At 63.7% G+C, this 26,062-nt stretch carries 24 protein-coding genes and 1 pseudogene; 10 read left to right on the forward strand and 15 right to left on the reverse strand.

What is annotated here, in order from left to right; genetic code table 11:
- Window positions 1–71: 71 nt before the first annotated feature.
- The 7 genes from AC630_RS22160 to AC630_RS22200 all read right to left on the reverse strand — a co-directional run bounded on the left by AC630_RS22160 (window position 72) and on the right by AC630_RS22200 (window position 4,857).
- Window positions 72–257, reverse strand: a complete 186-nt coding sequence (locus AC630_RS22160; RefSeq protein ID WP_245330485.1) for a PRC-barrel domain containing protein — start codon at window positions 255–257, stop codon at window positions 72–74.
- Window positions 258–324: 67 nt separating this feature from the next.
- Complete coding sequence (locus AC630_RS22165) at window positions 325–567, reverse strand: hypothetical protein (RefSeq protein ID WP_245330486.1); 243 nt, start codon at window positions 565–567, stop codon at window positions 325–327.
- Between the two features lie 60 nt (window positions 568–627).
- Window positions 628–969 (reverse strand): bifunctional DNA primase/polymerase, encoded by a 342-nt coding sequence (locus tag AC630_RS22170; RefSeq protein WP_074120581.1) that lies wholly within the window; start codon window positions 967–969, stop codon window positions 628–630.
- A 138-nt stretch (window positions 970–1,107) separates the two neighbouring features.
- Complete coding sequence (locus AC630_RS22175; RefSeq protein ID WP_074120619.1) at window positions 1,108–1,308, reverse strand: helix-turn-helix domain-containing protein; 201 nt, start codon at window positions 1,306–1,308, stop codon at window positions 1,108–1,110.
- A 135-nt stretch (window positions 1,309–1,443) separates the two neighbouring features.
- Window positions 1,444–2,904: a tyrosine-type recombinase/integrase gene (locus tag AC630_RS22180; RefSeq protein WP_074120582.1), complete on the reverse strand. Its 1,461-nt coding sequence runs from the start codon at window positions 2,902–2,904 to the stop codon at window positions 1,444–1,446.
- Between the two features lie 1,175 nt (window positions 2,905–4,079).
- The gene (locus AC630_RS47155) at window positions 4,080–4,307 is read right to left on the reverse strand and encodes a hypothetical protein (protein WP_245330487.1); all 228 of its coding nucleotides are present in this window, start codon (window positions 4,305–4,307) and stop codon (window positions 4,080–4,082) included.
- A 310-nt stretch (window positions 4,308–4,617) separates the two neighbouring features.
- Window positions 4,618–4,857, reverse strand: a complete 240-nt coding sequence (locus AC630_RS22200; RefSeq protein WP_074120584.1) for a hypothetical protein — start codon at window positions 4,855–4,857, stop codon at window positions 4,618–4,620.
- Between the two features lie 327 nt (window positions 4,858–5,184).
- Here AC630_RS22200 and AC630_RS22205 point away from each other — a divergent pair, with 327 nt between their 5' ends.
- The 3 genes and pseudogenes from AC630_RS22205 (at window position 5,185) to AC630_RS22215 (ending at window position 8,572) form a co-directional block, all read left to right on the forward strand.
- Window positions 5,185–6,090, forward strand: coding sequence for a dihydrodipicolinate synthase family protein (locus AC630_RS22205; protein WP_074120585.1), 906 nt, complete (start codon window positions 5,185–5,187; stop codon window positions 6,088–6,090).
- Window positions 6,091–6,236: 146 nt separating this feature from the next.
- Window positions 6,237–7,208 carry an SDR family NAD(P)-dependent oxidoreductase gene (locus tag AC630_RS22210; RefSeq protein WP_074120586.1) on the forward strand — a complete coding sequence of 324 codons (972 nt, stop codon included), beginning with the start codon at window positions 6,237–6,239 and terminating at the stop codon, window positions 7,206–7,208.
- Window positions 7,209–7,457: 249 nt separating this feature from the next.
- Window positions 7,458–8,572, forward strand: a pseudogene (locus AC630_RS22215) (alpha/beta hydrolase family protein).
- Between the two features lie 15 nt (window positions 8,573–8,587).
- Here the strand turns inward: AC630_RS22215 and AC630_RS22220 are convergent.
- Window positions 8,588–9,094, reverse strand: a complete 507-nt coding sequence (locus AC630_RS22220) for a MarR family winged helix-turn-helix transcriptional regulator (protein ID WP_074120587.1) — start codon at window positions 9,092–9,094, stop codon at window positions 8,588–8,590.
- A gap of 410 nt (window positions 9,095–9,504) precedes the next feature.
- Here AC630_RS22220 and AC630_RS22225 point away from each other — a divergent pair, with 410 nt between their 5' ends.
- Entirely contained in the window at window positions 9,505–11,061 is a 1,557-nt protein-coding gene (locus AC630_RS22225) for a porin (RefSeq protein ID WP_074120588.1), read from the forward strand.
- A gap of 271 nt (window positions 11,062–11,332) precedes the next feature.
- Here the strand turns inward: AC630_RS22225 and AC630_RS22230 are convergent, their stop codons facing one another.
- The 3 genes from AC630_RS22230 to AC630_RS22240 form a co-directional block, all read right to left on the reverse strand.
- Window positions 11,333–11,809: a GcrA family cell cycle regulator gene (locus AC630_RS22230; RefSeq protein ID WP_074120589.1), complete on the reverse strand. Its 477-nt coding sequence runs from the start codon at window positions 11,807–11,809 to the stop codon at window positions 11,333–11,335.
- Window positions 11,810–11,880: 71 nt separating this feature from the next.
- Window positions 11,881–12,078 (reverse strand): hypothetical protein, encoded by a 198-nt coding sequence (locus AC630_RS22235; protein ID WP_007603456.1) that lies wholly within the window; start codon window positions 12,076–12,078, stop codon window positions 11,881–11,883.
- A gap of 200 nt (window positions 12,079–12,278) precedes the next feature.
- The gene (locus tag AC630_RS22240) at window positions 12,279–13,220 is read right to left on the reverse strand and encodes an acetamidase/formamidase family protein (RefSeq protein ID WP_074120590.1); all 942 of its coding nucleotides are present in this window, start codon (window positions 13,218–13,220) and stop codon (window positions 12,279–12,281) included.
- Window positions 13,221–13,381: 161 nt separating this feature from the next.
- Between AC630_RS22240 and AC630_RS22245 the strand changes: the two genes are divergently transcribed.
- From AC630_RS22245 to AC630_RS22260, 4 genes are read left to right on the forward strand one after another with little or no spacing between them, the layout of a single operon-like run.
- Entirely contained in the window at window positions 13,382–14,185 is an 804-nt protein-coding gene (locus AC630_RS22245) for a YdcF family protein (RefSeq protein WP_074120620.1), read from the forward strand.
- A 60-nt stretch (window positions 14,186–14,245) separates the two neighbouring features.
- On the forward strand, window positions 14,246–15,028 hold the full coding sequence (locus AC630_RS22250; RefSeq protein WP_074120591.1) for a DUF169 domain-containing protein: 783 nt from the start codon (window positions 14,246–14,248) through the stop codon (window positions 15,026–15,028).
- A 9-nt stretch (window positions 15,029–15,037) separates the two neighbouring features.
- Window positions 15,038–16,216 carry a saccharopine dehydrogenase family protein gene (locus AC630_RS22255; protein WP_074120592.1) on the forward strand — a complete coding sequence of 393 codons (1,179 nt, stop codon included), beginning with the start codon at window positions 15,038–15,040 and terminating at the stop codon, window positions 16,214–16,216.
- A gap of 29 nt (window positions 16,217–16,245) precedes the next feature.
- Window positions 16,246–17,421 (forward strand): saccharopine dehydrogenase family protein, encoded by a 1,176-nt coding sequence (locus AC630_RS22260; RefSeq protein ID WP_074120593.1) that lies wholly within the window; start codon window positions 16,246–16,248, stop codon window positions 17,419–17,421.
- Window positions 17,422–17,535: 114 nt separating this feature from the next.
- Here AC630_RS22260 and AC630_RS22265 read toward each other — a convergent pair whose 3' ends face one another.
- Window positions 17,536–18,732 (reverse strand): FAD-dependent monooxygenase, encoded by a 1,197-nt coding sequence (locus AC630_RS22265; RefSeq protein WP_074120594.1) that lies wholly within the window; start codon window positions 18,730–18,732, stop codon window positions 17,536–17,538.
- Window positions 18,733–18,879: 147 nt separating this feature from the next.
- Between AC630_RS22265 and AC630_RS22270 the strand changes: the two genes are divergently transcribed.
- Entirely contained in the window at window positions 18,880–19,353 is a 474-nt protein-coding gene (locus AC630_RS22270; RefSeq protein WP_074120621.1) for a MarR family transcriptional regulator, read from the forward strand.
- On the opposite strand, the gene AC630_RS22275 is transcribed toward AC630_RS22270, so the two are convergent.
- The 3 genes from AC630_RS22275 to AC630_RS22285 form a co-directional block, all read right to left on the reverse strand.
- A complete protein-coding gene (locus AC630_RS22275; protein WP_074120595.1) occupies window positions 19,325–20,569 on the reverse strand; it encodes an O-antigen ligase family protein in 1,245 nt (414 codons plus the stop codon). The genes AC630_RS22270 and AC630_RS22275 overlap by 29 nt on opposite strands.
- A gap of 167 nt (window positions 20,570–20,736) precedes the next feature.
- Window positions 20,737–22,284, reverse strand: a complete 1,548-nt coding sequence (locus AC630_RS22280) for an undecaprenyl-phosphate glucose phosphotransferase (protein WP_074120596.1) — start codon at window positions 22,282–22,284, stop codon at window positions 20,737–20,739.
- A 116-nt stretch (window positions 22,285–22,400) separates the two neighbouring features.
- Entirely contained in the window at window positions 22,401–23,534 is a 1,134-nt protein-coding gene (locus tag AC630_RS22285) for a glycosyltransferase family 4 protein (protein ID WP_074120597.1), read from the reverse strand.
- A gap of 203 nt (window positions 23,535–23,737) precedes the next feature.
- Between AC630_RS22285 and AC630_RS22290 the strand changes: the two genes are divergently transcribed.
- Entirely contained in the window at window positions 23,738–26,023 is a 2,286-nt protein-coding gene (locus AC630_RS22290) for a GumC family protein (protein ID WP_074120598.1), read from the forward strand.
- Window positions 26,024–26,062: the final 39 nt, after the last annotated feature.

Consider the following 26,062-nt stretch of genomic DNA (forward strand, 5'->3'; position numbering starts at 1 on the left):
CGCTCGGCACCACGCCTAATTCGGCCCGGCGACCCTCCCGTCATCGATAGAGGCTGCAAGGCCGTGGGCGATCAGCTTTCGATTTGCTTCACCGTCGAGATCGGCCATCGACCCTCATGCCCCGCGATCGAGATGCGGAGCCCATGCTCATCATCGAGGAAGACGCCATCGATTGTGCCAGCCTTGCCGTCAGTCAAAACGACGGCCTTGCCGACCAACTCTTTCTCGGCCTCTTGCAATTCGCGCAAGATGCTCATGGCTCGTTTGTCGCCCGTGCTCGAGGCGCTCATCGTGCCAACTCCAAACGGGCCGCCGATCGGCACGTCAAGCGCGGGCGATCTCAACAATCTCGCTGAGCTTGGTTTCGGCGTCGTAGATCTTGACCTGAAGCCGAGGGGATCGGTTCTTCAGCTGTGTGCCAGCTTCCAGGGCGCTCGCTTTCGCCGTGAAGGTCGCCTTGACATGACCGTCGACGATCAAGGCATAACCGGTCTTCAGGGGGGCAATCGATGCCTTGGTGGTGCGGACGGACGCTGCTGGCGCCGCCAGCCTGCGCTTCTCGCGCATGGGAATAACTCCGCTTGTCGGGGACTGCTGATCAACTGCCCGCGGTCCCCAAGGTTCCTGTCACTGGATGCACACCGACGCGCAGATGGCGCGCACCCGCGGTCCTGGAGTGCAAAACGGGCCGCCCGAAGGCTGCCGGCAAGGCAAACCGTTCAAGAAGGGAAGGCCAGTACGCAGGCCAACGTTGCAAACGCGATAGCCGCCGGCCCACAGCTTCCTTACGCGATCTGTATCGTGGGTCGCGAGATCCTTCCAACTATCCTCGAAGACCGGTGTCTTCCGATTGGGCGATAGTGGGAATACGTCGAAACCCAGCTCGGCAAGACCGAGCGCGATGTCGAGTTTCGGCTTCAGGTTGGCAAGGGGAGTTCGTTGTTTCGTAAGGGAGTTTGTGATATCCATCTCTTGGTTTCGATTTCTGGCCCCGTTCGACCTGGCAGTCGGCGGGGCCATTCTTTTTGGCGCCCGACGGGGACGTGGCTATCGTGGCCCTCATTGTCTGGTGTTCGGGGAATGCGTGGCCGGCGAAGTTGTTAGCGGCTATGCCGCTTCAATTTCCGAGGTCGATTTCCGGCGCCGACTCCACATCCACGCGTCGAGATCCGTTACGTCATAAAGCACGCGACTGGGAATAGGAGTGATGTAGGCAGGCCCGCCGCCCCGCACGCGCAAGCGCTCGAGAGTCGCAGTCGATAGGCGAACGTGTTTGGCGGCTTCCTTGGTGTCGAGAAATTGCTGCATTTGATCCGTCTCCGTTCCGAGGCGAGCGGGTGGCCCCACAAGAAGCCGCTAGCGCCGGCCAACTAGATCAGATGCTAGCCCACACCATCAGGTGCCGTCTCCCCTTGCATTTGTGGGTTTGTCGATTTTAGCGATTCACAAAGCCACAATTCTTCGCTCGCCGTCGGCTATCGGTACGACATTGTCTCCGGAGAACATTGGGCTCGAGGCCGACGCCGGTTGATCTCCGATTATCTTGCGGAGCTCGGTCTCCAGAATCTTGGTGACTGATCGCTTTTCGGGGAGCATGTCGTATTTGTCGTATACCGCAGTCACGTCGCCGTTGACGTGATCGAGCAGCGCCTTGACGTCTGGCCGCGGAGCGCCCCCGCGACGCGCGATCGTCGCGGCAGTGCGTCGCAGATCGTGCGCGGTGAAGTGTGCCAGTCCCAGAAATTCGCGGATGCCGGCGCGGTCGGAGATGTTCTTACCCTTCTTGTTGCCCTTCTTCTTGCCGTTCAACGCTTGGCTGACCGATGCGCGCGCGATCGCAACATCACCCACGCTGAATTTACTCGGGAACAGGACTTCCGGAGGCGCGTCGTCGATTGGCTCAGGCGGATTGTTGTGACCGATGCCGGGCCTTTCGCGTGCGGTCGCTTCCCTGACGATCTCTTGGGCAAGATCGGAGAGGGGGACGAGTACTGCTCGGTCCTTTTTCACGCGACCGGGTGGCATGTCGTAGAGTGCGTCAGCGGTACCAAGGCAGGTTAATTCGGTAGTCTTGGCGCCGGCTGCCTGGTAGGGGCGGACCATAGTGGCCAGGATGAACCTGATTGCAAGCGCAACGGGGCGTTCGACCGGGCAGTCGGGGAGGTCGAGGCCCCACCAAAGGATCCGGATCTCGTCGTTCGTCAGGACGCGGTCGCGCTTCTTCTCCTTGCCGCCGCGGCGCTCAAGTCCCGCCAGCGGATTCGATGGCACGTACTTCCGGCCGGGCTGCATTCCCCATTTGAACATCTTGTGGAGGATCGATTGGGTTCGGTTGGCGCTGACCGGCGCGTCGTCGGCGATCAAATCGAGGAGATCAGCCACGTCGTCGTCGGTAATAGATGCTGCCAGCAGGCGGCCCCATTCCTCGCGAGGGCGCTTGAGGTATTGGACGTCGTTTTTCCAGCTCTTCTTGTTGGCGTTCGGAATCTCCGCCGGCCACTTCCCCGTCGCATTGAACGCCTGGACGACTTCTTTGCCTCCGGTCCCGATCACGTACTCAGCTATGTATCTGTCTGCAAAGGCGTCGAACGTCAGTTGGTCTCGTTTGGGGCGGTTCGCCCGCTTCTCAGCGGCCGGGTCGGCGCCATTGGCGATGTTACCCAGCAGGATCTTGGCTTGAGTGCGGGCGGCCTCTGGCGCCAGCTTACCGACGGCGGCCACGGTGTAGCGCCGAACCGGTGCCGTGCGGCCGGTTCCCGCCCGGTAGACGATGACAAATGACTTGGCGCCTGTGGGCCGGACCCTCACCCCGAAGCCCGGGAGCTTAGCGTCCCAAACGGTGTACTCCGATACCTGCTTGTCGAGGCCGTCGACCAGGCTCTTCGTGATGGTTTGACCGCTCATTTGCCCTCCGGGAAGCACAGGGGAAGCACCGCGATGCCAATCACAGCAGGCAAAGGACGACACGAGGTGAGCGCACGGGCGGTTTTCGCCGCGGCGCTAGGGCTTCTGAGGGTATCGGAGGGCAGGTGAGGGAGTGCCAGACTAGTCTGGGAGACTAGGGGTCGGAGGTTCAAATCCTCTCGCTCCGACCAAAACTATCAAAGAAGAAGAGGGCTTAGAAAATAGGCCCCCTTTCTCCAAATCCCGCAGTTTACAGTTTGGTTTACGTTTTTTGGGCGCCGTCCGTTCTAACGGGCGGCGACAGACTCGATTGGTCGCATACCACCAATCTAGAGAAAAGAAGCCGGCTGCAGCGGTCACGATCGCTGATCAGATTGCGCGCGCATAGAATCCATCGGTGATGAACGACCCCGGCCGGGTCACGAACATCATCGGGGTCAATCCGTTGATCGCTGCAATCGCGGCCTGAGAGACCCCCGCTTTTGGCTCTCAGAACCGAGCTCCTCGCGTATCGGCAAGCGATCTCCTGTTTTCGGAATGAGCCGGCGCCAGCGGCGGGTCGGTTAGCACGTGCTGTGTGGGCACTGCTGCTCCGGAAGATTCTTGCCACGGGCCCACGCCCGAACGGCGAAGGCGAGTTGATGCTGCCCCATCGCGTCAACGATGGAAGCCTCTGCGCGCTCCAGGCGTTTGGTGAACCCGCTCGCGCTTAGGTCCACGGCCGCGTCGACCGCCAAGAGGGATATTGAGAGGAACGCTACCGCCGCAGCGACGGTTATTCCTTTCCATTCGGGTGACAGCATCGACTAACTTTCTCGGGCATTCCGCCGCTGCCCCGATAAATGGGGCTCTTGCGTCTGGTTCAACCCCTCCAACAGGCTCACGCACGCGTTCTTGATGTGCGACAAATCTGTAATAAGGCGGCGCGTCGTCCTTGCGGTTGCAGTCCGACGCAGCTTGTCGAAATTCGGCTTGAGGTCATTTTGCTGGTGGGGGTTACTTTCGATCTGGTCGCGTCATGGAACGATGTCCAGCATCGAGCTTTTACCGAACAACGAAAGCTGGCCGCAAATATCCCACCACCATCCGCGTCGTTTAATCGACCAGCGTCCTCACCATCTTCTCCGGCAGCATCTCCGCCTGGTTCAGCACCGTGTTGTGCGCGACGGCCTCGATCACGCGCAGATGAAGGTTGCTATATCAAGATCGATCTTGCGCATGTCCTTGCGGCGGCTTTCGAGATAGGCGCGCACGAGAACGTGAACCTCGCGGTTGAAGGCTTCGACGTCGGCGAGCTGCCCGGTGCGCGGGATCTGCTCGGCAAGGACGCGGTGCAGTTTCGGGTCGATGCGGTGCGCCTCGATCGCGACCGTGTGGCGGCGCACCGCCTTCTCGATCGACATGTCGGCGACCTCAGTGAGCGCGGCGCGGACCGTCCTATGATCACATCGTTGTGACGATTGATCACGGCGGCGACTTTCATATCAGCGAGGGCGGTGGGCGTGCCGGTCGAGTTGCCTCTCTTGCGTGACCAGCCGCACAATTACGCGCTGATGCCGACGCCGGAAGGGCGCAAGGCGCGTGCGATGATCTTGCGGAAGGCGTGATTGCTGTCACAGAACGCGCCGCCTCGATGGGGTCTGGCGCTGGTTGGGTCCACACGGAGGGAAAAGGCGGCCTCCGGGGCGTTTCCTCGGGTAGTTTTGCGGGGCCTTAGGCGCGGCCCTTGATCTCGTAGTGACCCGGCACGCATTTGTAGCGCTCGAGGCGCCAGTTGGCGTGATAGATCGGATGCTCACCCATCCATTTCGCAAGCGGTGCCTGTGCGCCGACCGCGCACTGCATCATCGAAATCTCGGGCGTCATGTTGCTGTCGGTCACGATTTCCTCGACGCAGCTGCCTGAAGCAGCGGCACCGAGCCGGCAGAGCACGGCTACGACGGTTACGAACATCCTGTCACCTCATCGGTAGTTTCCGGCCACGAGGAGGATGCAAGTGGAGTGCCACAGCCTGTGTCGGAAACGACACGCCGGCCGCGGCGACCCGACCCACCGTCCAGCTCGATTTGGCGATTCGGATTGTAAAAAAAATTCCCCCTACACCGAAGCCGGACAAATACGGGGAATCCTGCCGAAACGATCGCAGGAATGATCGATTGTGAGGGCAGCGCCGCGTCGCCAGCGCTTCACAAGCCGTGTGCGGCCGGTAGGCTTGCTGACGCGGATACTCGCCAAAAGAGCGGGGCCGCCACAAGGCTTGTGGAAACGCGAGGGCAGATCATGAAAGTGCGACCGACCGGCGTGATCCCGCCGATGACGACGCCGTTCCGGAAAGACGGCGAAATCGACTACGAACTCGTGGCGCCCCAGGTCGACTGGATGATCGGCGCCGGCGCGCATGGCGTCGCGGCCGGCGGCTCGACCGGCGAGGGGCACACGCTCGACCACGAGGAATATCGCGACCTGATGGCCGCGACGGTGGAGGCGGTGAAGGGGCGCATTCCCGTGATCGCCGGCATCATCGTCGACTCCACGCGCGATGCGATCCGCCGCGGCAAACTGGTGCGCGACATGAATGTCGCCGCGCTTCAGGTCACGTCGGTGCATTATCTGTTCAAGCCGGACGACGAGGCGATGGTGGCGCATTTCCGCGCCATGGCGGACGAGACCGGCATGCCCATCATCATCTACAACGTCGTGCCGTGGTCCTATCTGTCGCCGGCGCTGTTGACGCGGATCATGACCGAGGTGCCGCTGGTCGTCGGCGTCAAGCAGAGCGCGGGCGATCTCAAGCTGTTTGCCGATCTCATGATGATGGCGCCGGACAAGCTGATCTACAGCGCGGTCGATGCGCTGATGTATCCGTCCTATACGTTGGGGGCCCATGGCTCGATCGCCGCGATCCTGACCGCGGCGCCGCATGCTTCGGTCGCGCTTTGGGATGCCGTGAAGGCCAATGATCATCCGCGCGCGCTCGACCTGCACAAGAAGCTGCTGACGCTGTGGAACGCGATCATCGCCGACAATCTGCCGGCCTGCACCCGCTATGCACAAACGCTCCAGGGCCTGCCCAGGACATATCCGCGTGCGCCGATGCCGGAAGCCTCGCCCGCGCAGCAGGCCGCGACCCGCAAGGCACTGGAGGCGCTCGGTGCGTTGAACGGGCAACAGGAAGCGGTCGAATAGTCCGCGCCCCGAAATAACTGATGCCGAAGATGGCAGCGCCGATCCGCTTTTACCTGCGGGTGCGGCGCTGCTACATTTTGCTCGCGCCGCCGTGAGCGGCGCAGTGACGAAGAAACATACCGACAAGGGGAGGGGCCGAAAGTCCCATGAAAGATTTTGCAGGAAAGATCGCCGTCATCACCGGCGGCGGCACCGGGATGGGGCGCGAGCTCGCGCGGCAGCTCGTTGCCGAGGGCTGTAACGTGGCGACGTGCGACGTCTCGGAAGCCGCGCTGGCCGAGACCAAGCGGCTTTGCGAGGTCGAGAAGCTGCCGCAGGGCCTGCGCGTCACGACGCATGTCGCCGATGTCTCGATTGAGGATCACCTGAAGCGTTTTCGCGACGAGCTCGCCGAGCAGCAGAAGACCGACAGGATCCATCTTCTGTTCAACAACGCCGGCATCGGCGGCGGCGGCAGCCTGTTCACCAACACGCGCGAGCAGTGGGAGCGCACCTTCAACATCTGCTGGGGCGGCGTCTATCTCGGCGTGCGCACCTTCCTGCCGATGCTGGTGGCGGCGGACGAGGCCCACATCATCAACACCGCGAGCGTCAACGGCTTCTGGGCCTCGATCGGCATGAATCAGGCGCACACCGCCTATAGCTCGGCCAAGTTCGCGGTGAAGGGATTTACCGAAGCGTTGATCAACGACCTCCGCCTGCACGCGCCGCACGTCAAATGCTCGGTGGTGATGCCCGGCCACATCGGCACCTCGATCGTCTCCAACTCGCGCAAGGTGCAGAGCAGTGACGGATCAGACCGACTCAACGCCGACGAGGTCGCACTGACCCGCAAGCGTATGGTTGGGGCCGGCGTGCCAGATGCTGACAAAATGTCGGACGAGGACATCCAGGCGGTGTTCGCCGAGCGCGCCCGCAGCTTCCTCGAGGATGCGCCGACGACGGCTGCGCAAGCCGCGAAGATCATCCTCGACGGGGTGAAAGCAGAGCGCTGGCGCATTCTTGTGGGCGAGGACGCAAGACGTCTTGACGAGCGCGTACGCGCGACACCCGAGCAGGCTTATGACAGGGCCTTCTACGAAAGCTTTACCCAGGAGGTTGGCTGGCGGCTTGGCTGAGACTGTCAACGAACGCGCGCGGATATAGGTATGATGATCGTCATGGCAAGAGTTGCGTTGGCGATATTCACTGCCTCTTTTGCGCGCGGTCGTCCTCTCATGACAAAACGGAATGTCACGCATGCGACATGATCCATGCGTTCAAGCGATGGTGATCTCGAACGGGACTCATTCAGTGCGCGGCAGCTTGGTCAGGAAACTAAAATGGTTTAGTCATTGAGGGTAAGGCGATCTAGAACGTAGTTTCCGATGATACCCGCATGCCTCTCCGACGACTGGACCCTTTGCCCGGAGAGAGAGGACATCTCCGCTGAATTCACGCGGTTGCTTGCCGCGGCCCAGGAGGGCGGCGCCACGATCGCGGAATGCCTGATGATCGCGCGGCGGCTCGAGCGGGATGACGAGCAATCCTGGCATCGCGAATGGAAGAAGCTCGCGCAAGCCAACCGGCAGCGTGCCGAGGCTGCATTCGCGGAGGGCCATCTGGCCACCGCGCAGCGCAACTGGCTGCGTGCGATGAATTACTACGGCGCGGCCGCGATGCCGCTCGATCAGGCCGACGAGCGCCGCTGGGTTGCGGTGCTCGCGATGCAGGAATGCGCCCGCCGCTTCGTCGCGGCGCGTAGGCCGGCGGGCGAGGTCGTGACCATACCGTGGGTCGAAGGCCATTCGTTGCAGGGTTACTTCCTGCCTGCGTCGTCGGCGAACGGACGGGCGCCGACCGTGATCTGCATCGGCGAGCCGGGCATCGCAAGGAAGAGTTCTTGTTCAAGCTCGCGCCGCATGCGCGCGAACGCGGATTCTCGATGCTTGCGCTGGACCTGCTTGGCGACCGGCGCGACGATTACGCCGACATGCTCCTGCAGCGCCGTGACCTCGAGAGCTCGATTGCCAGTGTCATGGACTACCTGGAGGCGCGCAGCGACGTCGATTTCGATCGCGTCGCGATCGTGGCCGACGGGTGGGGCTCCTCTTTCGTGGCGCGCGCGGTGTTGCAGGAGCCGCGGCTCGCCGCGGCCGTCTGCGACGGCGGCTTGTGGGACCTGCACGAACGGTCCTTCTTCGCCAGCCGGTTCGCGATGAGCGACCTCAGCATCGTCCCGGTGCCGCATTCGCCGCTGATGGCCAGCAGCGTCGACTGTCCGGTGTTGATCACGCTCGGCGAGGACGGCTGGCTCAAGGCCGACCGGGTGCGCCAGATCGTGCAGAAGTCCCGGCTCGGCGGCTCGGACATCGTGCTGAAGGTGTTCGCCGCGGCGGAGACCGGCGCGGCGCAGGCCCATGCGGACAATCCGAGCCTTGCCAACGAATATATCTTCGACTGGCTTGAATCGCGGCTCGGCGCCGCCGGCCGGCGGATCTGAGCGCGGGCGCTCGCCTCAGAAGTCGAGGGATATCCTGACGCAGGCCTTTTCGAGCCGCGTCTTCAGCGTCGCGAGCTTGGCAGTGAATTCGGTGAGCTCGTTCTCGTCGAACTCCTGGAAGACGAATTCGCGGATCGTCTTGTACTGCTCGTTGAGGCTCGCGATGTGCTTCTGGGTCTTTTCGACCAGCGAAAGCCGGACCACCCGGGCATCGGTCGGCGAGGGGCGCCGGCGGAGCAGGCCCTTCTTCTCAAGGAGCTTGGACTGGGTGGTGACGAACGAGGGATCGACGTGGAGCAGCTTGGAGACCACGTTGACGGGGACGCCGTCCTCCTTGTCGAGGTCGGAGATCGCCATCAGGATCAGCCATTGCGGACCGCTGATGCCCAGCGTCCTCGCCCAGAACTGACGCAGCTCCTCCAGATACATGTTGATCGACGATATCTCCCAGGTGAAACGCCTGATGATATCCAGATTGCCGACGGAGCGGAGGCGCGCTCCTTGTTTCCTCGTCGCGGACACAGCGTCACTCCCGTGATCTGATTCTTCTAGGCCGGTACCGTGGAGGGCCATAGTCCACGCAAGTCTGCTCTGATGCAAGTGCAGAGCAGGGTAATTGTGTCACTAAAACTACAAATATTAGCAAGTCAGCCAACTGACTCAGGTGAAGTGTTGCGCTCCGGGCACAGGTTTAGTGAAACCAGTAAGCTGAGCCAATAAACTATTTTGATTAATGGAATGTCACAGGCATATTGATCCGTGACGGCGGGGGGTACTCGATCGTCCCGTTGCAGGTGGTTCGCTCACGTCCCTCGCGTCTCAGGCGGGTGTGTCCGAAAGCGCGAAGCGGCTGAGCGGAATTTGAAGAGACGGGGATCTTGGGGGGGCCTCACGGTCCGGTCTCCGTAAAGTGAGCAACTTGGAGGTTTTAAATGAAAGTGGTGAAGGGCCTTTTGCTCGGCACTGCGGCGGGTCTGATCGCCGTGGGTGGAGCGCAGGCTGCCGATCTTCCGGTCAAGGCCAAGGCGGTCGAGTACGTGAAGATCTGCACGCTCTACGGTGCGGGTTTCTACTACATCCCGGGCACTGACACCTGCATCAAGCTCGGCGGTTATCTGCGTGCTGAAGTCGCGCTCAACGCCGGCGGCAACTACAGCGCCCAGTACAACAACGTCTTCGCGGCCAACAACCGCCTGACGAACTACTACTCGATGCGCGCTCGTGAAGATCTCAACATCGACACGCGCACCGCCACCGAGTACGGCGTGGTCCGCACCTACTTCGACGCGGTCTTCACCTGGACGACCGGCAACTATGTCGGCACCGGTTCGGGCTCGGGCGGGACCCAGTACAGCGGCACGCTCGGTCTCAACGCTGCCGGCAACGGCCTCGTCGGTTCGAGCGGCGGTGCGGTCAACGCCACGGACGGCGGCATCTCGGGCGGTGCGCTCGGCGTCTACTATGCCTTCATCCAGTTTGCCGGCTTCACCATGGGTAAGGCCGTGTCGCAGTTCGACGCGCCGTGGGTCAACTATCCCGGCAACAACTTCGACCAGCTGGTCGGCGGCAGCGGCAGCACCAACGGCGTTGCCCAGTTCACTTACACGGCCGATTTCGGCCAGGGCGTGACGGCCGCGTTCTCGGCGCAGGACCAGACGCAGGTCTTCCAGACCAGCATCTGGAACACCGCCGGCATGTCCACCACCGGCGTCCTTGGTGGTGCCTACGGCTCGAACAGTCTCGGCGGCACCCGGTCTCCTGACCTCGTCGGCATGGTCCGCGTCGACCAGGCCTGGGGCCTGTTCCAGGCGTCGGTTGCCGCGCACGACAACCAGGTTGCCTACTATGGGGCGACCGAGGCGACGGGGCATCCGGAAAACAAGTGGGGCTGGGCCGTTCAGCTCGCTCTGCAGATCAAGAACATCCCGACCGGCGCCGGCGACACGATCAACGTGTCGGGCGTCTACACCGAGGGCGCGAGCCGCTACAACTTCCAGGAGCTGGCCGCGACCAGCTACTCGATGTTCGGCAGCTCGAACGCCGCCTATCAGAGCATCGGCTTTGCCGGCGTGTCTGATGCGGTGTTCGGCCCCAACGGCCAGCTCGAGCTGACCAAGACCTACGGCTTCCGCGGCGCCTACACCCACAACTGGAGCCCGTTCTGGAACACGGCGCTCTACGGTGCGTGGGCTGCGGTCAACTACAGCGGCACGGCGAAGAGCCTGATCTGCGGCAGCGCCGCGTTCGCGACCCTGACCGGCACCTGCAACCCGGACTTCAACATCGGCCAGGTGGGTGTCATCACCCGCTGGACGCCGGTGAAGAACCTGACCTTCTCGGCTGACTTCACCTACAGCCACCTCGACCAGAAGTATTCGGGCGTGATCACGACCGGAGCGCTGACGAGCGTCGCCAAGCCGGCGGCCACCTACGAGCTGAAGGACCAGGACACCTACAGCCTTCTGCTGCGCGCCCAGCGCAACTGGTAAGCCTAAGGTCTTCGGATCTGATGAAGCCCCGGCGGAACACCGCCGGGGCTTTTTTTTAGAGAGCGGCTTTCGGAAAATCCGGCCGGCGGCCTGTGCAGGCAACGAAGACGAGCTATGCGATTCGATCGCCTTCAAACTTATTTACTTACCTGAGTTGATCAGCTATATGGTGTTCAGCCGATTACGAAAGTCACGGCTCTTAGCTTCATGCTAAGCCTCCAGAAACCTCCGGTGATGCCCCGCCGGAGGTTTTTCATTTGGGGGCGCTGTTTCAGCCGCGCATCACACGGGTGCGCGAGTTCGGCCGGTAGGCGAGGCGGCTGTGGCCGGCGCAATAGGAATGGCCGTCGGGCGCGGTGTTGCCGCAGAAGCAGAAATCCTCCGCACCCGGCGTCGAGATCGGCCAGCGGCAGCGGTTCTCGCCAAGCTCCAGCAACGAGCAGCGGTTGGCATCGTCGATCGGCGCCGTGACCGCAGGCCCTTCGGTCTCGCCATAGATCGTGGCAAGCATCTCATACTGCAGCCGCGGCACGGCTCTCCGCGCGCGCGCCGGCGCGAAGCTCCGCTCCAGCTTGCGCTCGTCGCTCGACCCGCCGCGTGTGAGATTCAGTCGGGACAGCTTGCCGATCACGGCGTTGCGGCTCACGCCGATGTCGGCGGCGATCTCGCGGCAGGAGAGGCCGGCCTCGAAGTACCGCTTCAGAAGTTCAATTCGTTCGTTGGTCCAGGTCGGTGAGAGAACAGGCATTGTAACGGTCCCAGGTTGCAGATGTCGGCCATCCGCCTGCGAGATCCGTCCGCCTCACGTTCGGCGCGCGCTCACGTCCTCCCATTGTCGCGAATCGACAGAAGCCCGTCCTTGATGGCGAGACGGATGCCTTCCTCGATCAATGTCCGCGCGACGCCGGGAACGCTGGTGCCGTGGGTGCCCTGTCTCACCAGTTTTTCCAGATAGGTGATGGTCGAGAGCGCCAAGGTTACGGGAATGCGGTCAGTCTCGGCTTTTTCGGTGGCCATGGCCCGAACGCTAGCCTCTTACTCGGGTACATAAAAGTAACGATTAAGACTCTATTTAGGTTCAGGGGTGAGAGTCAAATCCAAGCTGACGTCTCGGTTCAGCCCATTGGAATCGCTTGCGAAATTGGACGCGATACAGCGCGCCGCGCGGGATACCGAGTGGCGGCGTCGCGTTGACAGGTCAGGGAGGCCGGGTCGGCTCAGCCGTGCACGATCGCCTTTTCGATCATGCAATGGATGCCCTTGGAGCCGTTGACGGTCTGCGTCACCCGCAAATCAGCCGCCAGGCTGCACAGCGTGTAGGCGTCTTCGCGCGACAGGTTTCGCGTCTCGCCGAGCAGCACGATCATGTCGCGCAGTGCGCGCACCGCGCACTGGTCGAGGTCGGGGTCCATCGCCATGGTCATGTAGTGCGTCGCCGTCTCGGCGCGGGGATAGTCGAACCGCAGGTCCTTGCGCAGCGTCAGGCGAAAGCGGCCCCGGAGCGCGGTCTCGATCGCGGTAACGCAGACCTCGCCGTCGCCCTGTACGCCATGGCCGTCGCCGCAGGAGAACAGCGCGCCCGGAACGAACACCGGCAGATACAGTGTCGCACCCGCACCGAGCTCCTTGTTGTCGAGATTGCCGCCCATGGCGCGCGGGATCAGCGAGGAGATGCGGCCCCAGGCCGGCGGCGGCGACACGCCCATGACGCCGAAGAACGGCTTGAGGGGCAGGTCGAGGCCCCATGGCATGCGGCCGACCATCCGCGTCCGGTCCAGCGGGATGTTGAGGATTCGCGTCTCGTGGAAATCGTCGGGCAGGGTGCCGGACAGCGGCTTGATCATGTTCCAGCCCCAGTCCTGGCGGAGCTGGACATCGAGGATCTCGACCGCGAGCACGTCGCCGGGTTCGGCACCCTCGACCGCGATGGGGCCGGTGAGGATGTGACCCGGCAGCATGCGCTCATTTTTGGCATGAACCTCGAACATCTCCGGCGGAATGTGAAACTTGCTGCGGTCGGGCAGCATGTCCGGGCCGCCGCTGATGGTATCGACCGTCACCTCATCGCCGCTCGCGATGGTGAGGACGGGTTTGAGCGCGGCTTCGAAGAAGCCCCAATGGCAGGTTTCGGGACTTGAATGCAGGTGGTGATGGGTCATTTGCCGCGTCCAATCGGTTTCATCAGAACTCGTCATGAGATCTTGTCATTCCCGGGCTTGACCGGGCAATCGATCCTCTTTCAAGAAGATTTCTGAAGATGGTCGGGCCGGTCAAGCCCGTGCGTGCCAAGACGTGCCAGGATCATTCCAGCGAGGCTCCCCTGTATTTCGTTCTTTCCAAGACCCTTGGCGCCGCGCTTCTGCCGATCAATCTCCTGGTCGAGCTCGGAATCCTGTCACTGGTGCTGATGGCGACGCGCTTCGCCGCGCTCGGCCGCAAGCTTGCCGTGACCACGCTGGTCCTGCTGGCGCTCGCCGCGTTCTCGCCGCTCGGCAATCTTCTGCTTTATCCCTTGGAATCGCGCTTTCCGCCGTGGGATCCGTCGCGCGGGGCGCCCGACGGCATCATTGTGCTTGGTGGCTCCGTCGACACCGATCTGTCGGCGGCGCACCGCACGCCAGTGGTTTCGCACGCGGCCGATCGCCTGCTGGCGCCGGCCGAGCTCGCGCGCCGCTATCCCAATGCGCGTATTGTCTTCACCGGCGGAACTGCGAACATGGTCTCGACCGAAGCCCGGGAAGCGGACTACTCCGCACCGATCCTGGAAAGCATCGGCATACCGAAGGAGCGGCTGATCCTCGAACGCGACTCCCGCAACACCTGGGAGAATGCGATCTTCACGAAGCAGCTGGTCGCGCCGAAACCAGGCGAACGGTGGCTCCTGGTCACGTCGGCCTTCCACATGCCGCGCTCGATGGGGATATTTCGCAAGGCCGGCTTCAACGTCGAGGCCTATCCCGTAGACTGGCGGATGGGCGGGCGTGACGATGTTTTCTCCTTCACCAACTATGGCGCAGACGGGCTCGGCAGGACCGACGTTGCCGTGCGCGAATGGATCGGTCTTTTGACGTATCGTGTCATGGGACGGACCGGCGAGTTGCTTCCGGGACCGGCCAAGGACTAGAACGAGAGCCGCAAAACAAGAACGCAGCACCGGCGCACGATCGCCGGTCCGGAGGACGCCATGCCACAGCAGACTGCCGAGAGGATCGATCTTGCCGGCCTCGTTGCCGATCTCAACAGCCTGTTGCGGCTGAAGACGACGGTGATCGGCATGAAGTTGTTCGCGCGCGCTGCGGACATGGAGGCGATCCCGAAGATCCGGCGGCCGAATGCGGTCCACACCACCGACCAGATCGTCAGCATGGCCTCGCGGCTCGGATGGACCGTCGGCATTACCGGCGACGATCTCGTGGGCGCGCAGTGCCGCGCGGTGATCGGCCTCGCGCCGCAGGATGAAAAGTGGCTCGCCGGCGAAAACTATGTCGGGGTCTGGCATGGCACCGCCGAAGACGCGCGCAAACGTCAGGAGGCGCTCGACGTGGTTCCGTTCGGGCAGTATCAGGCGCTCGCGGTCAGCCCGCTCGCGAGCGGCCGGCTCGATCCGCCCGACATCTGCCTCGTCTATGCGACGCCGGGACAGATGATCATCCTGATCAACGGGCTGCAATATACCGGCTACAAGAAATTCGAATGGAGCGTGGTGGGCGAGACCGCCTGCGCGGATTCCTGGGGGCGGGCGCTCAAGACCGGCGAGCCCAGCCTGTCCTTGCCATGCTATGCCGAACGGCGCTATGGCGGCGTGCCGGACGAGGAGATGCTGATGGCGCTGAAGCCGGAACATCTCGCCAAGGCGATTGAGGGCATGAAGGCGCTGGCGAAGAACGGCCTGCGCTATCCAATCCCGCCCTATGGTATTCAAAGCGATGTCCGCGCCGGCATGGGCGTGAGTTACGCAAAGAAATAAAGGTCGATCATGAGCTCTGCGAAATTCGACATCGTCGTCTACGGTGCGACCGGTTTCACCGGCCAGCTCGTCGCCGAATATCTGGCGGCGCACTACAAAGGCGACAAGACGCTGAAATGGGCGATGGCGGGTCGCAGCCTCGACAAGCTGAAGGCCGTGCGCGACGCGATCGGTGCGCCGGCGGACACGCCGCTGATCGTGGCCGACGCGTCCGATGCGGCCTCGCTGAAGGCAATGGCGGAGCGGACGATGTCGGTCATCACGACGGTCGGTCCGTATCAGCTTTACGGCGAGCAACTGCTCGCGGCCTGCGTCGCCACCGGCACGGATTATTTCGATCTCTGCGGCGAGCCGATCTGGATGCGACAGATGATCGACAAGTACGAGGCGGCGGCCAAGGAGAGCGGCGCGCGCATCGTCTTTTCGTGCGGCTTCGATTCCGTGCCGTTCGAGCTCGGTGCGTTCTTCGTGCAGGAAGAAGCCAGGCGTGTGTTCGGCGCGCCGGCCGAGCGTGTGAAGGGCCGCGTGCGCGACATGCGCGGCACGCTCTCGGGCGGCACCGCGGCGAGTGCGAAGGCGACGTTCGATGCGGTCGCAAAGGATATCAGCCTCATCGCGATCCTGAACGATCCGTTCGCACTGACGCCAGGCTTCACAGGTCCGAAGCAGCCGAAGGGCAACAGGTCGATCCTCGAGGAGGATTTACAATCCTGGGCCGCGCCCTTCATGATGGCGCTGATCAACACCCGCAACGTCCATCGCTCCAACATGCTGATGGGCTTTCCCTACGGCCGCGAGTTCGTCTACGACGAGATGGTCCTGACCGGTCCCGGCGAGAAGGGCGAGGCCAACGCGAAGCGCGTGATGGCCGCCAACGCCGAGAAGACCGGCCCGAACGCGCCGAAGCCGGGTGAGGGGCCGTCGAAGGAAGAGCGGGAGAACGGCCGCTTCGACCTGCTCTACGTCGCGATCGCGCCCGACGGCCGCATGGTCCGCGCCGGCGTCACCGGCGACCGCGATCCCGGCTACGGCTCGACCTCGAAGATGATCTCCGAATGCGCGGTCTGCTTGCTGCGTGACGCGACGGACGTTCCGGCCGGCTTCTGGACGCCGGGCGCGGCGATGCAGCATAAGCTGATCAAGCGGCTGCAGGACCACGCGGGGCTGACGTTCGGGGTGGAGTCGTAAAGTCCACGGTCGTGCAGGAAGTGTGATCCGTGTCCGCGAAGTTCGACATCGTTGTCTACGGCGCGACGGGATACACCGGCCAGCTCGTCGCCGAGTATCTCGCCGCGCATTACGTCGGTGACGGCGCGCCGACATGGGCGATGGCCGGGCGCAGCAGAGACAAGCTCGCCTCCGTTCGCGATGCGATTGGCGCCCCCGCGGACGCGCCGCTCATCGTTGCGGACGCCGCCGACCCTGTGTCGTTGCGCGCGATGGTCGATCAGGCGAAGCTGATCATCACCACTGTCGGTCCATACCAGCTCTATGGGTCTGATCTGCTTGCCGCCTGCGTCGCGTCGGGCACCGACTACATGGACCTCTGCGGTGAGCCGATCTGGCTGAAGCAGATGATCGACAGGTATGAGACGGCAGCCAAGGCGAGCGGCGCGCGCATCATGTTCTCCTGCGGCTTTGATTCAGTGCCGTTCGAACTCGGTGCGTTCTTCGTTCAGGAGGAAGCCCGGCGTACGTTCGGAGCGCCGGCACCGCGCGTCAAGGGGCGCGTGCGTGACATTAGCTGGAAGTTTTCCGGGGGCACCTCGGCAAGCGCAAGGGTGACCTTCGAAGCTGTTGCGCAGGATCTCAGCCTGGTGTCGATCCTCAAGGACCCATTTGCCTTCACACCGGGATTCGAAGGGCCAATACAGCCGCGCGGCAACAAGCCCATTTTCGAGGAGGACCTGCAATCCTGGGCCGCCCCGTTCGCGATGGCGGCGCTGAACACGCGAAATGTCCACCGCTCCAACTTGCTGATGGGATTCCCGTATGGCAGGAATTTCGTCTACGACGAGATGGTGCTGACGGGGGCAGGGGAGGAAGGGCAGGCCAACGCGAAGCGCGTCATGGCCGCCAATAGCGAAAAGACTGGTCCCGATGCGCTCAAGCCCGGCGAGGGACCGTCAAAGGAGGAGCGCGACAACGGTCATTACGACCTGCTCTATGTTGCGATCGCGCCTGATGGCCGTCAGGTTCGCGCGGCGGTCAAAGGCGATCTCGATCCAGGCTATGCATCAACCGCGAAGATCATTTCTGAGTGCGCGATCTGCCTGTTGCGCGACACGCCGGATGTCCCGGCCGGGCTCTGGACGCCGGGCGCAGCGATGCGGCACAGGCTGATCAAGCGACTGATCGATCGCGCCGGGCTGACGTTCGGGGTGGAAGGCTAGCTCGGTATCGTAGGGTGGGCAAAGCGAAGCGTGCCCACCACTTACGAAGCGAAAATGCAGAGAGATGGTGGGCACGGCGCATTGCGCCTTTGCCCACCCTACGGCAGTGTGTGCTTACGCCGCCCGCGCGTCGTACGCGTACATGAACTCCATGCTCTTCGATCCCAGCGGCAGCATCCATTTCAGCATCTGATTGCGCATCCAGGCGCCGGTGGCGCTGAATTCGCGCTTGCTGTTGCCGTTGCGGCGCGCCATCGCCACGATCTTCTCCGTGCGCGGACGTCGCTCGGCCTCGAATGCCTGGAATGTCGCGCTGAGCTCCTGGCCCTGCTGCATCAGCCGGCCGAGCCGCATCGCATCTTCCAGCGCGAGCGAGGCCCCCTGGCCGGCATGGGGACTGGTCGCATGCGCGGCATCGCCGATCAGCAGCGAGCGCTTGCGCGACCAGGTCGGCAAGGTCGCGACGTCGAGCGTGTCGGTGACCACGATGTTCTCGGCCGCCTCGATGATGGCAGGGATCGGATCGTGCCAGCCGTGGTGGAAGCCGCGCAGATGCTGCTTCAGCGTCGTCTGATCGAGCGCGCGGAACATCGCTGCGTCCATGCCGTGCGCGGGCTGCGTGCTCCACCACATCACGCCGTCGCTCGGATCGGGGCTGCAATAGCCGTAGCCGAAGAAGCCGCTCTGGCCGAACGTGGTCTCGACGTGCCGGCCGATTGGCCTGCCGTTGAGCATGGCGTGCGGCACGAAGCCACCGAAGCCGATCAGGCCGGTGTTGAACGGTTGCGGTCCGTCCGGCACCACCTGGCGGCGCACCACCGAATGCACACCGTCCGCGCCGATCAGGAAGTCGCCCTCAGCCGTGGTGCCGTCGGCGAAATAGGCGATGATCGGCTGGTCGCCGCGGTCCTCGATCTTAATCAGGCGCTTCTCGAAATAGAGCGAGACGCAAGCGCACCAGGCCTTGTCGACGAGGATCTCGTTCAGCGTGGCACGGCAGACATTGACTGCGGGCTGGCCGAACCGCCGCTCCATGTCGCGGTTGATAGAGCCAAGCCGCTGTCCGCTCTGCGAATAGAAATCGAAGGACTCCGCGACCGAGCCGCGACTGATCAACTCGCCGGCAAGTCCCATCTCGTCCATGACATGCATGCCGTTCGGCGCGATCTGGAGGCCGCCGCCGATGCCTTTCGAATAGGGCCAGGCCTCGTAGATCGCGGATTCGATGCCGGCGCGGCGCAGCAGGATCGCGGTGACGGGCCCGGCGATGCCGGCGCCGATGATCAGGGCCTTGCGGGGACGGTTGGACATGGCTTGCTCCCGACGTTTCCGTAGTGCTAGGAGAAATTACGGTCACTAAATCTCTTAGTGATTAAGATATATATCGACTAAGATATGAGGTCAGCCTTGTCAAGGACGAAGGCGCGCGCGGCGTTGTTGGAGGAACTGGAAGAGGCGATGCGGCGGTCGTCCGCGCAGGGCGTTCTCTACGGCCAAACCGTTGCGAACGTGGCGGGAATTGCCAATTCCGACCTCGAATGCATGGACATCCTGTATCTCGAAGGCCGCGTCACCGCGGGCCGGCTCGCCGAGGTTACGGGGCTGACGACCGGTGCCATCACTGGCGTGGTCGACCGGCTCGAGAAGGCCGGGCTGGTGCGCCGCGAGCGGGATGAGAAAGACCGCCGCAAGGTCTTCATCGCTGTGGTGCCGGAGGCGGCCATGAAGATCGGCCGGCTCTACGTGCCGATGCAGCAGGCGATGGAGAAGGTTTTTGGCGGCTATTCCGACGAGGAACTGCGTCTGCTGCTGCGCTTCGCGACGGAGGGCTACAAGGGCGTGCTTGCGGCGACTGAAGCGCTGAAGGGCCTGCTCGACACACCGCCGGAAAAGCGTCCCGATCTCAAGCTGAAGCTTCGTCGCCGGCCTTGATCTTGTAGACCTGCGCGGCCGCGATCATGCCCCACATCGCGCCAAGCATCATCCAGAAGTGCCGCCAGTGGTCGGTGTCGATCACAAAATTCTCGCCGACCGTGCCGACGAAGGCGGAGAAGATCGCGAGATAAGCACGCTGCCAGGGCACACGGACGAAGATGTGCCTGAAACCCATGATCACCGTGGTGAAAACCAGCGCCGGATAGCAGACACCGGAGAGCCAGCCGCCGGACATGAAGGCGTTCAGATAGGAGTTGTGGGTGTCCTCGGGGAAGTAGCGATGGAATTGCAGGGGGCCGATGCCGAAGGGCAGGTCGAGCGCCATCTCCGCACCCAGGATGTGCCGGCCGAAGCGGCCGAAGCGGCCCTCGTCGTAGCTCTGGTCGAAGCTGGCGCGCTGCTTGAACATCTCGGCGATGGAATCGAACGACAGGAGCACCGCGATCAGCGCCAGCCCGAGCACCGCAGCGACGATCGTCATGACGATGATGCGCGAGCGCTGCGCGTTGGTGCGGCTGGTCAGCACCATCAGCGCCAGCATGAAGGCGGAGGTCAGCACCAGCCCGCCCCAGGCCGCGCGGGAGAAGGCGAGCAGGATTGCGAGTGACATGATGCCGAAGGCGATGACGTTGCGAAACGCCTTGGCGAGCTTGTCCGAGACCACGCTCTGGAGTGCAAACAGCGCCGGCAGGATCAGGAAGGCCCCGAGCACGTTCGGGTCCTTGAAGGTGCCGCGCGCGCGTCCGTAGAGCGTGAGGAGGTCGTCGCCGCCGGGAATCAGGTGAAAGTAGCCGGCGACCGCCGACAGCGAGGCGATCATCGCGCCGACCATGAGCCCGCGGCGCAGCATGTCGAGCCGGGCCGCGGTGTCCTCCGACGTGACCATGGCGAAGAACACCACGGTCACCGCCATGTACCAGGAGGTCGCGATCCAGCTCACCACCTCGGACTGCTCGAACAGCGGGATCGCGCTGATCGTGTAGCCGACATTGAGCAGGACCAGCATCAGCAGCAGCGGCATCAGCACGAGCCGCAAGCGCAGGCCGGTGGCGAAGAACGTGACGGTGGCCAGCAGCGTCACGATCTCGTACGGGCTCGGCTCGATGAAGACGATCGCGCCCGAGGCGCCGACCAGCCACACAAGCGCACGCTGGAGCGCCAGCACGCCGGGCGCAGCGCGAACCGCTGCATTCAACTCCCCGGCTGTCGCCATCACACGCTCACACGCTTACGCAAGTCGTACACAATATTTCCGCAGTCATGCCCCGCGTAGGCGGGGCATCCAGTACTCCGAGCCGTTCGTGGCAGTTTCCGCTGCCGGTGATTACTGGATCGCCCGGTCAAGCCGGGCGATGACAGCGCGTTTCTGGCGCAAACAACTCAATACGCGTTCTCGTTCTTGGTCAGCAGCGAGACCGGTGTCTTCAGGAGAATGACGAGGTCGAACAGCACCGACCAGTTCTCGATGTAGTAGAGGTCGAACTCGACGCGCTTCTGGATCTTCTCCTCATTGTCGATCTCGCCGCGCCAGCCGTTGATCTGGGCCCAGCCGGTGATGCCGGGCTTGACGCGGTGGCGGGCGAAATAGCCGTCGACGGCTTCGTCGAACAGGCGGCTCTGCAGCTTGCCCTGCACCGCATGCGGACGCGGACCGACAAGGGAGAGGTTGCCGGAGAAGACCACGTTGAAGAGCTGCGGTAGCTCGTCGAGGCTGGTCTTGCGGATGAAGCGGCCGACGCGGGTGACGCGCGGATCGTTCTTGGTCACGACCTTCGAGGCCGTCGGATCGGCCTGGTGGTGGTACATCGAGCGGAATTTGTAGACGTCGATACGCTCGTTGTTGAAGCCGAAGCGCTTCTGGCGGAACAGCACGGGGCCGGGGCTGTCGAGCTTCACTGCCAGCGCCACCAGTCCCATCACAGGGAGGGCTGCGAGCAGCGCGAGGCTGCCGACGACGCGATCGAACAGCCATTTCATCACCAGATCCCAGTCGGTGATCGGCGCCTCGAACACGTCCAGCGTCGGCACCTCGCCGATATAGGAATAGGAGCGGGGACGGAAGCGCAGCTTGTTGGTGTGGGCGGAGAGGCGGATGTCGACCGGCAGCACCCAGAGCTTCTTCAGCATCCCCAGGATGCGCGTCTCGGCCGAGATCGGCAGCGCGAACAGCACGAGGTCGACGCGGGTGCGGCGGGCGAACTCGACGATGTCGTCGACCTTGCCGAGCTTGCGTGCGCCGGCGCAGGTATCGAGCGCGCGGCCGTCGTTGCGGTCGTCGAACACGCCGAGCACGTGGATGTCGGAATCCTCCTGCTCCTTCAGCGCCTCGACCAGTTGCTCGCCGTTGCTGTCGGAGCCGACGATGATGGTGCGGCGGTCGAGCCGGCCCTGGCGCGCCCAGGCGCGCACCAGCGAGCGCAGAACCAGACGCCCGGAGATGAGCGCGGCGAGTCCGAGGAAGTAGAAGGCGGCAAGCCACAGCCGCGACATTTCGCTGCCGAACTTGGCGAAGAAGGTGGCGCCGATGAACAGCAGGAAGACGAACGACCAGGACGAGATCATCCGCGTCATCTGCCGCAGCTGCCCGCGGAACAGTTGCACCTGATAGATGTCGGCGGCCTGGAAGCAGACCACGGCAGCGACCGCGACGGCGATGATCTGCGCAGGATAGGCCCAGCTGAAGCCGGAAAGCGGCATGACATAACCGGCATAGAGCGCGATGCCGACGAGGCTCAGCAGCACGAAGTCGGCTGCGCGCACGATACCGGCGATCACGATCGGGGAATAAGCGCGGGCGACCTTCTGGTTGACGACTTCGAGCGCCGCGGGCGAGAGTCGGCGGCGGCGTTCCACAAAGGGTTGGTCAGCCGGCCCGGCCGCGGCGCTGGTCGCGACATCGAGCATCGAGCGTGCGTTGAGCGGTTCCACGGGCGTCCACGTCCATTCCAAAAACCCGCGGCGCGGCCTTGCGCCCGGGCGAGCATCCCCTGGCACTTCGATTATCGAACAAATCGGAAGATTTTCTAAAGCGGCCTTAAGAATGGTTAATGATTGGTGAATGCATCGCGGTATCCCGCGAGCACGCCGTCGACCATCGCCTGCTGCGAGAAATGCGCGGAGATGCGCTCGCGCAAGGAAGCCGCGCGCTGCGCGGTCGCTCGCGGATCGTCGAGGGCGGTCGCAATCGCCTCGGCCATCGCTTCGGCGTTGCTGGCCGCGAACAGGGCCAGGCTCTCCCTGCCAAAAATCTCGGGGATGCCGCCGACGCGGGCCGCGATCATGGGAACACCGGCCGCGCCCGCCTCGATCACGACATAGGGCATGGAATCGCCGCGCGAGGGCACGACCAGGAGCCGCCCCTTGGAGAAGCCGTAGCGCGCCTTGACGTGGCCGACGAAGTGGATCGCGCTGGAGAGGCCGAGCTTCTCGACTTGCGCCTTCAGTGCCGCCGTTTCCTCGCCGTCGCCACCGAGCGTGAGCGTAACCTTCTTGCCGCCCTCGTGCAGGCGCGCGACCGCGTCGACCAAGAGATCGGCGCCCTTGATGTGCCTGAACTCGCCGACATAGGCGAGGTCAGTGGCGTCATCGGCGATGACGACCGGCTCGAACTCTTCCGGCGTCACGCCATTGAAGACGCAATGCACCACGCCCTGGGGCGTGCCGACGATGCGCTGATAGGTGTCACGGGCAAAAGCGCTCTCGAACAGGAACAGGTCGGTCGAGTCCATCAGCGTGCGTTCGAGCCGCGCGTAAAACTCGCCCTTGAAGGTGTTGAGGGGATAGTGCAGCGAGCCGCCATGCGGCGTGTAGATGCGGATGGCGTCGTCGGACCGCCGCCGCATGCGAACGAAGGCGCCGGCCTTGGCCCCGTGGCCGTGCATCACATCGGGCTTGAGCGTGGCGATCAGGCGCCGCATGCGCAGCCACACCAGGAGATCATCAGGTGACGGTTCGCGGCGGATCGCAAGCCGGTGCACGCCGAGCATCAGTCGTGGTGCGAGCTCGGCCAGCGCCTTGTCCGCGCGCTCGCCGCCGGTGAGGCTGTCGGCGAGGATGCCGACATGATGGCCGCGATCGACTTGGCCGTTGGCGAGGTCGAGGATGTGGCGGAAGATGCCGCCCACGGGAGCGCGCACGGCGTGCAGGATGCGGAGCGGCCGGTCGGGAGAGGGGGGCATGATCAGAACCAGCGCTCGACGGCGAATGCTCGAACAATTCTTGGGAAATATCGAGATGGATTAGGGGTCCTCGTGGTTAACAAATGGTGTCGGCGCGGTGTGTGCCGGTCGCAGTATGGCGCGATTAACCCAGCGGCAACCTTAATGGAGTGTAATCGCGGCGGTTGCGGTGGAGTCGCGGCGGCGGCCTGCGGGAGTGTGAGATGCGTTTGGCGTTCTGGCGTGCCGGCAAGAACAAGGCGGTGGTCGAGCGGGCAGTTTCAAAGCCCAAGACTGAAGCCAGGGTGGCCGAAGCCAAGGCGACGGAGGCCGCGCCCAGGACTGAAGCAAAGCCCGCGCCCGCTGTTGCCAAGCCGGCGCCTGTCGAATCCGGCGACATCGATCTTCACGCGCTCGGCGCGGCACTGGCGCGCAAGCGCAGCTGGATCATCGTGCCGACGGTGCTGGCGCTGGTCGGGTTCGTCGCCGCCGTCAACCTGGTGACGCCGCGTTACAAGTCGGAATCCCGTATCCTCATCGATGGCCGTGAGAACGTGTTCCTGCGTCCGAACAGCGACCGCACCGAGGAGCGGCAGGCCCTCGACGCCGAGGCCGTCACCAGCCAAGTGCAGCTCGTGCTGTCGCGCGATCTCGCGCGCGAGATCATCAAGAAGAACAAGCTCGCGGAGCGGCCGGAATTCGATCCGGTGCTGAAAGGGATTTCGCCCTTGAAGTCGCTCGCGGCACTGATCGGCATCGGCCGCGATCCGTTCTCGATGACGCCGGAAGAGCGCGTGCTGGACGCCTATTACGAGCGTCTCCAGGCCTACGCCGTCGACAAGTCGCGCGTGATCGTGGTCGAATTCCAGTCCGCCGACCCCGATCTCGCCGCGCGCGTCGCCAATTCGATCGCCGACGGCTATCTCGTGCTGCAACAGAATGCGCGTCAGGAGCAGGCGCGCAATGCCAGCCAGTGGCTTGCCGGAGAGATCGAGAATTTGCGCAAGAAGGTCTCCGACGCCGAGGCCAGGGTCGAGGACTTCCGCTCCAAGTCGAGCCTGTTCGTCGGCACCAACAACACGACGCTGTCGAACCAGCAAATGGGCGAGGTGAATACCCAGCTCAACAATGCGCGTGCGTTGAAAGCCGATGCCGAGGCCAAGGCGCGATTGATCCGCGAGTTGCTCCAGAGCGGCAAGCCGATCGAGGCCTCCGAGGTTCTGAACTCGGAGCTGATGCGGCGGCTTTCCGAGCAGCGCGTGACGCTGCGGGCCCAGCTCGCCGAGCAATCCTCGACGCTGCTCGGCAACCATCCGCGCATCAAGGAGCTGAAGGCCCAGCTCGGCGATCTCGAAACCCAGATCCGCGACGAGGCGGGCAAGATTTCGCGCTCGCTGGAAAATGATGCCCGGATCGCCAGCGGCCGGGTCGACAGCCTGACCGTGAGCCTCGAGCAGCTCAAGAAGCAGGCGACGTCGACCAACGGTCAGGACGTCCAGCTCCGTGCCCTCGAGCGCGAGGCTAAGGCCCAGCGCGACCTGCTCGAGACCTATCTCGCCAAGTACCGCGAGGCCAATACCCGCGAGAGCATCGACGCAGCGCCGACGGATGGCCGCATCATCTCGCGTGCCATCGTCTCGAACACGCCGGCCTATCCGAAGAAGCTGCCGATCGTGCTGATCGCCACGATCGCGACGCTGCTGCTCTCGTCCGGCGTCGTCGTCACCGGCGAGCTGCTGCGCCAGACCGCGCCGCGCGCGGTGGCTGTGCTCGCCCCGGCGCAAACGCAGGTGCCGGTTCGCCAAGAGCCCATTGTCGAGCCCGTGGTCGAGCCGATTGTCGATCCGGTCATGGCGCAGCCCGCGCCGCTGCAGCCGGAGATGACGGCCGATGCCGATGTCACCGAATTCGCCGAGATCGAACATCTGGCCGACAGCCTGCGTACCGCAGGTACGGCGGCGAAGAAGATTACGGTGCTTGGCACTGCGGCCGGCGATGCCATCACGCTGTCGATGCTGACGCTGGCCCGGCATCTGGCGCGCGATGCACGCGTAGTCGCGGTCGATCTCGCCGCGTCCTCGCTGACGATTGCCGCCGTATCCGTCGATCCGATGGCGCCCGGCCTTGCCGAGCTGATGCAGGGCGAGGCGTCATTTGCGCAAGTCATCAACCGGGACAAGTTCTCGCAGTTGCATCTGGTCATGGCTGGCCGCCCCGGCTTCGACCGCAGCTTGCTGCAGTCGCCGCGGGTGGCGCTCGCGATCGACGCGATGCTCAGGGCCTACGACCACGTGCTGCTCGACGCCGGCAGCGCGTCCGACCTTCCGGCGGAGTTGCTGACGGCGAATGCCCGCGCCGTCGTTGTGCCCGATGCATCGATGACGCCGGACGCGCGCACGCTGATGTGCGAGCAGCTCAAGGCTGTCGGCTTCAGCGAGGTGACGATGCTGAGCAAGCCGGTGCAACCGTCGGATGCGGTGGAAGCAGGCCCGCGCGTGGTGGCGGCGTAGGCCTCTTTTTTACCCTCTCCCAGAGGGGGCTGCCCACAG

This window comes from Bradyrhizobium sp. AS23.2 (assembly GCF_001908185.1).
In the GTDB taxonomy this organism is placed as follows: Bacteria; Pseudomonadota; Alphaproteobacteria; order Rhizobiales; family Xanthobacteraceae; genus Bradyrhizobium.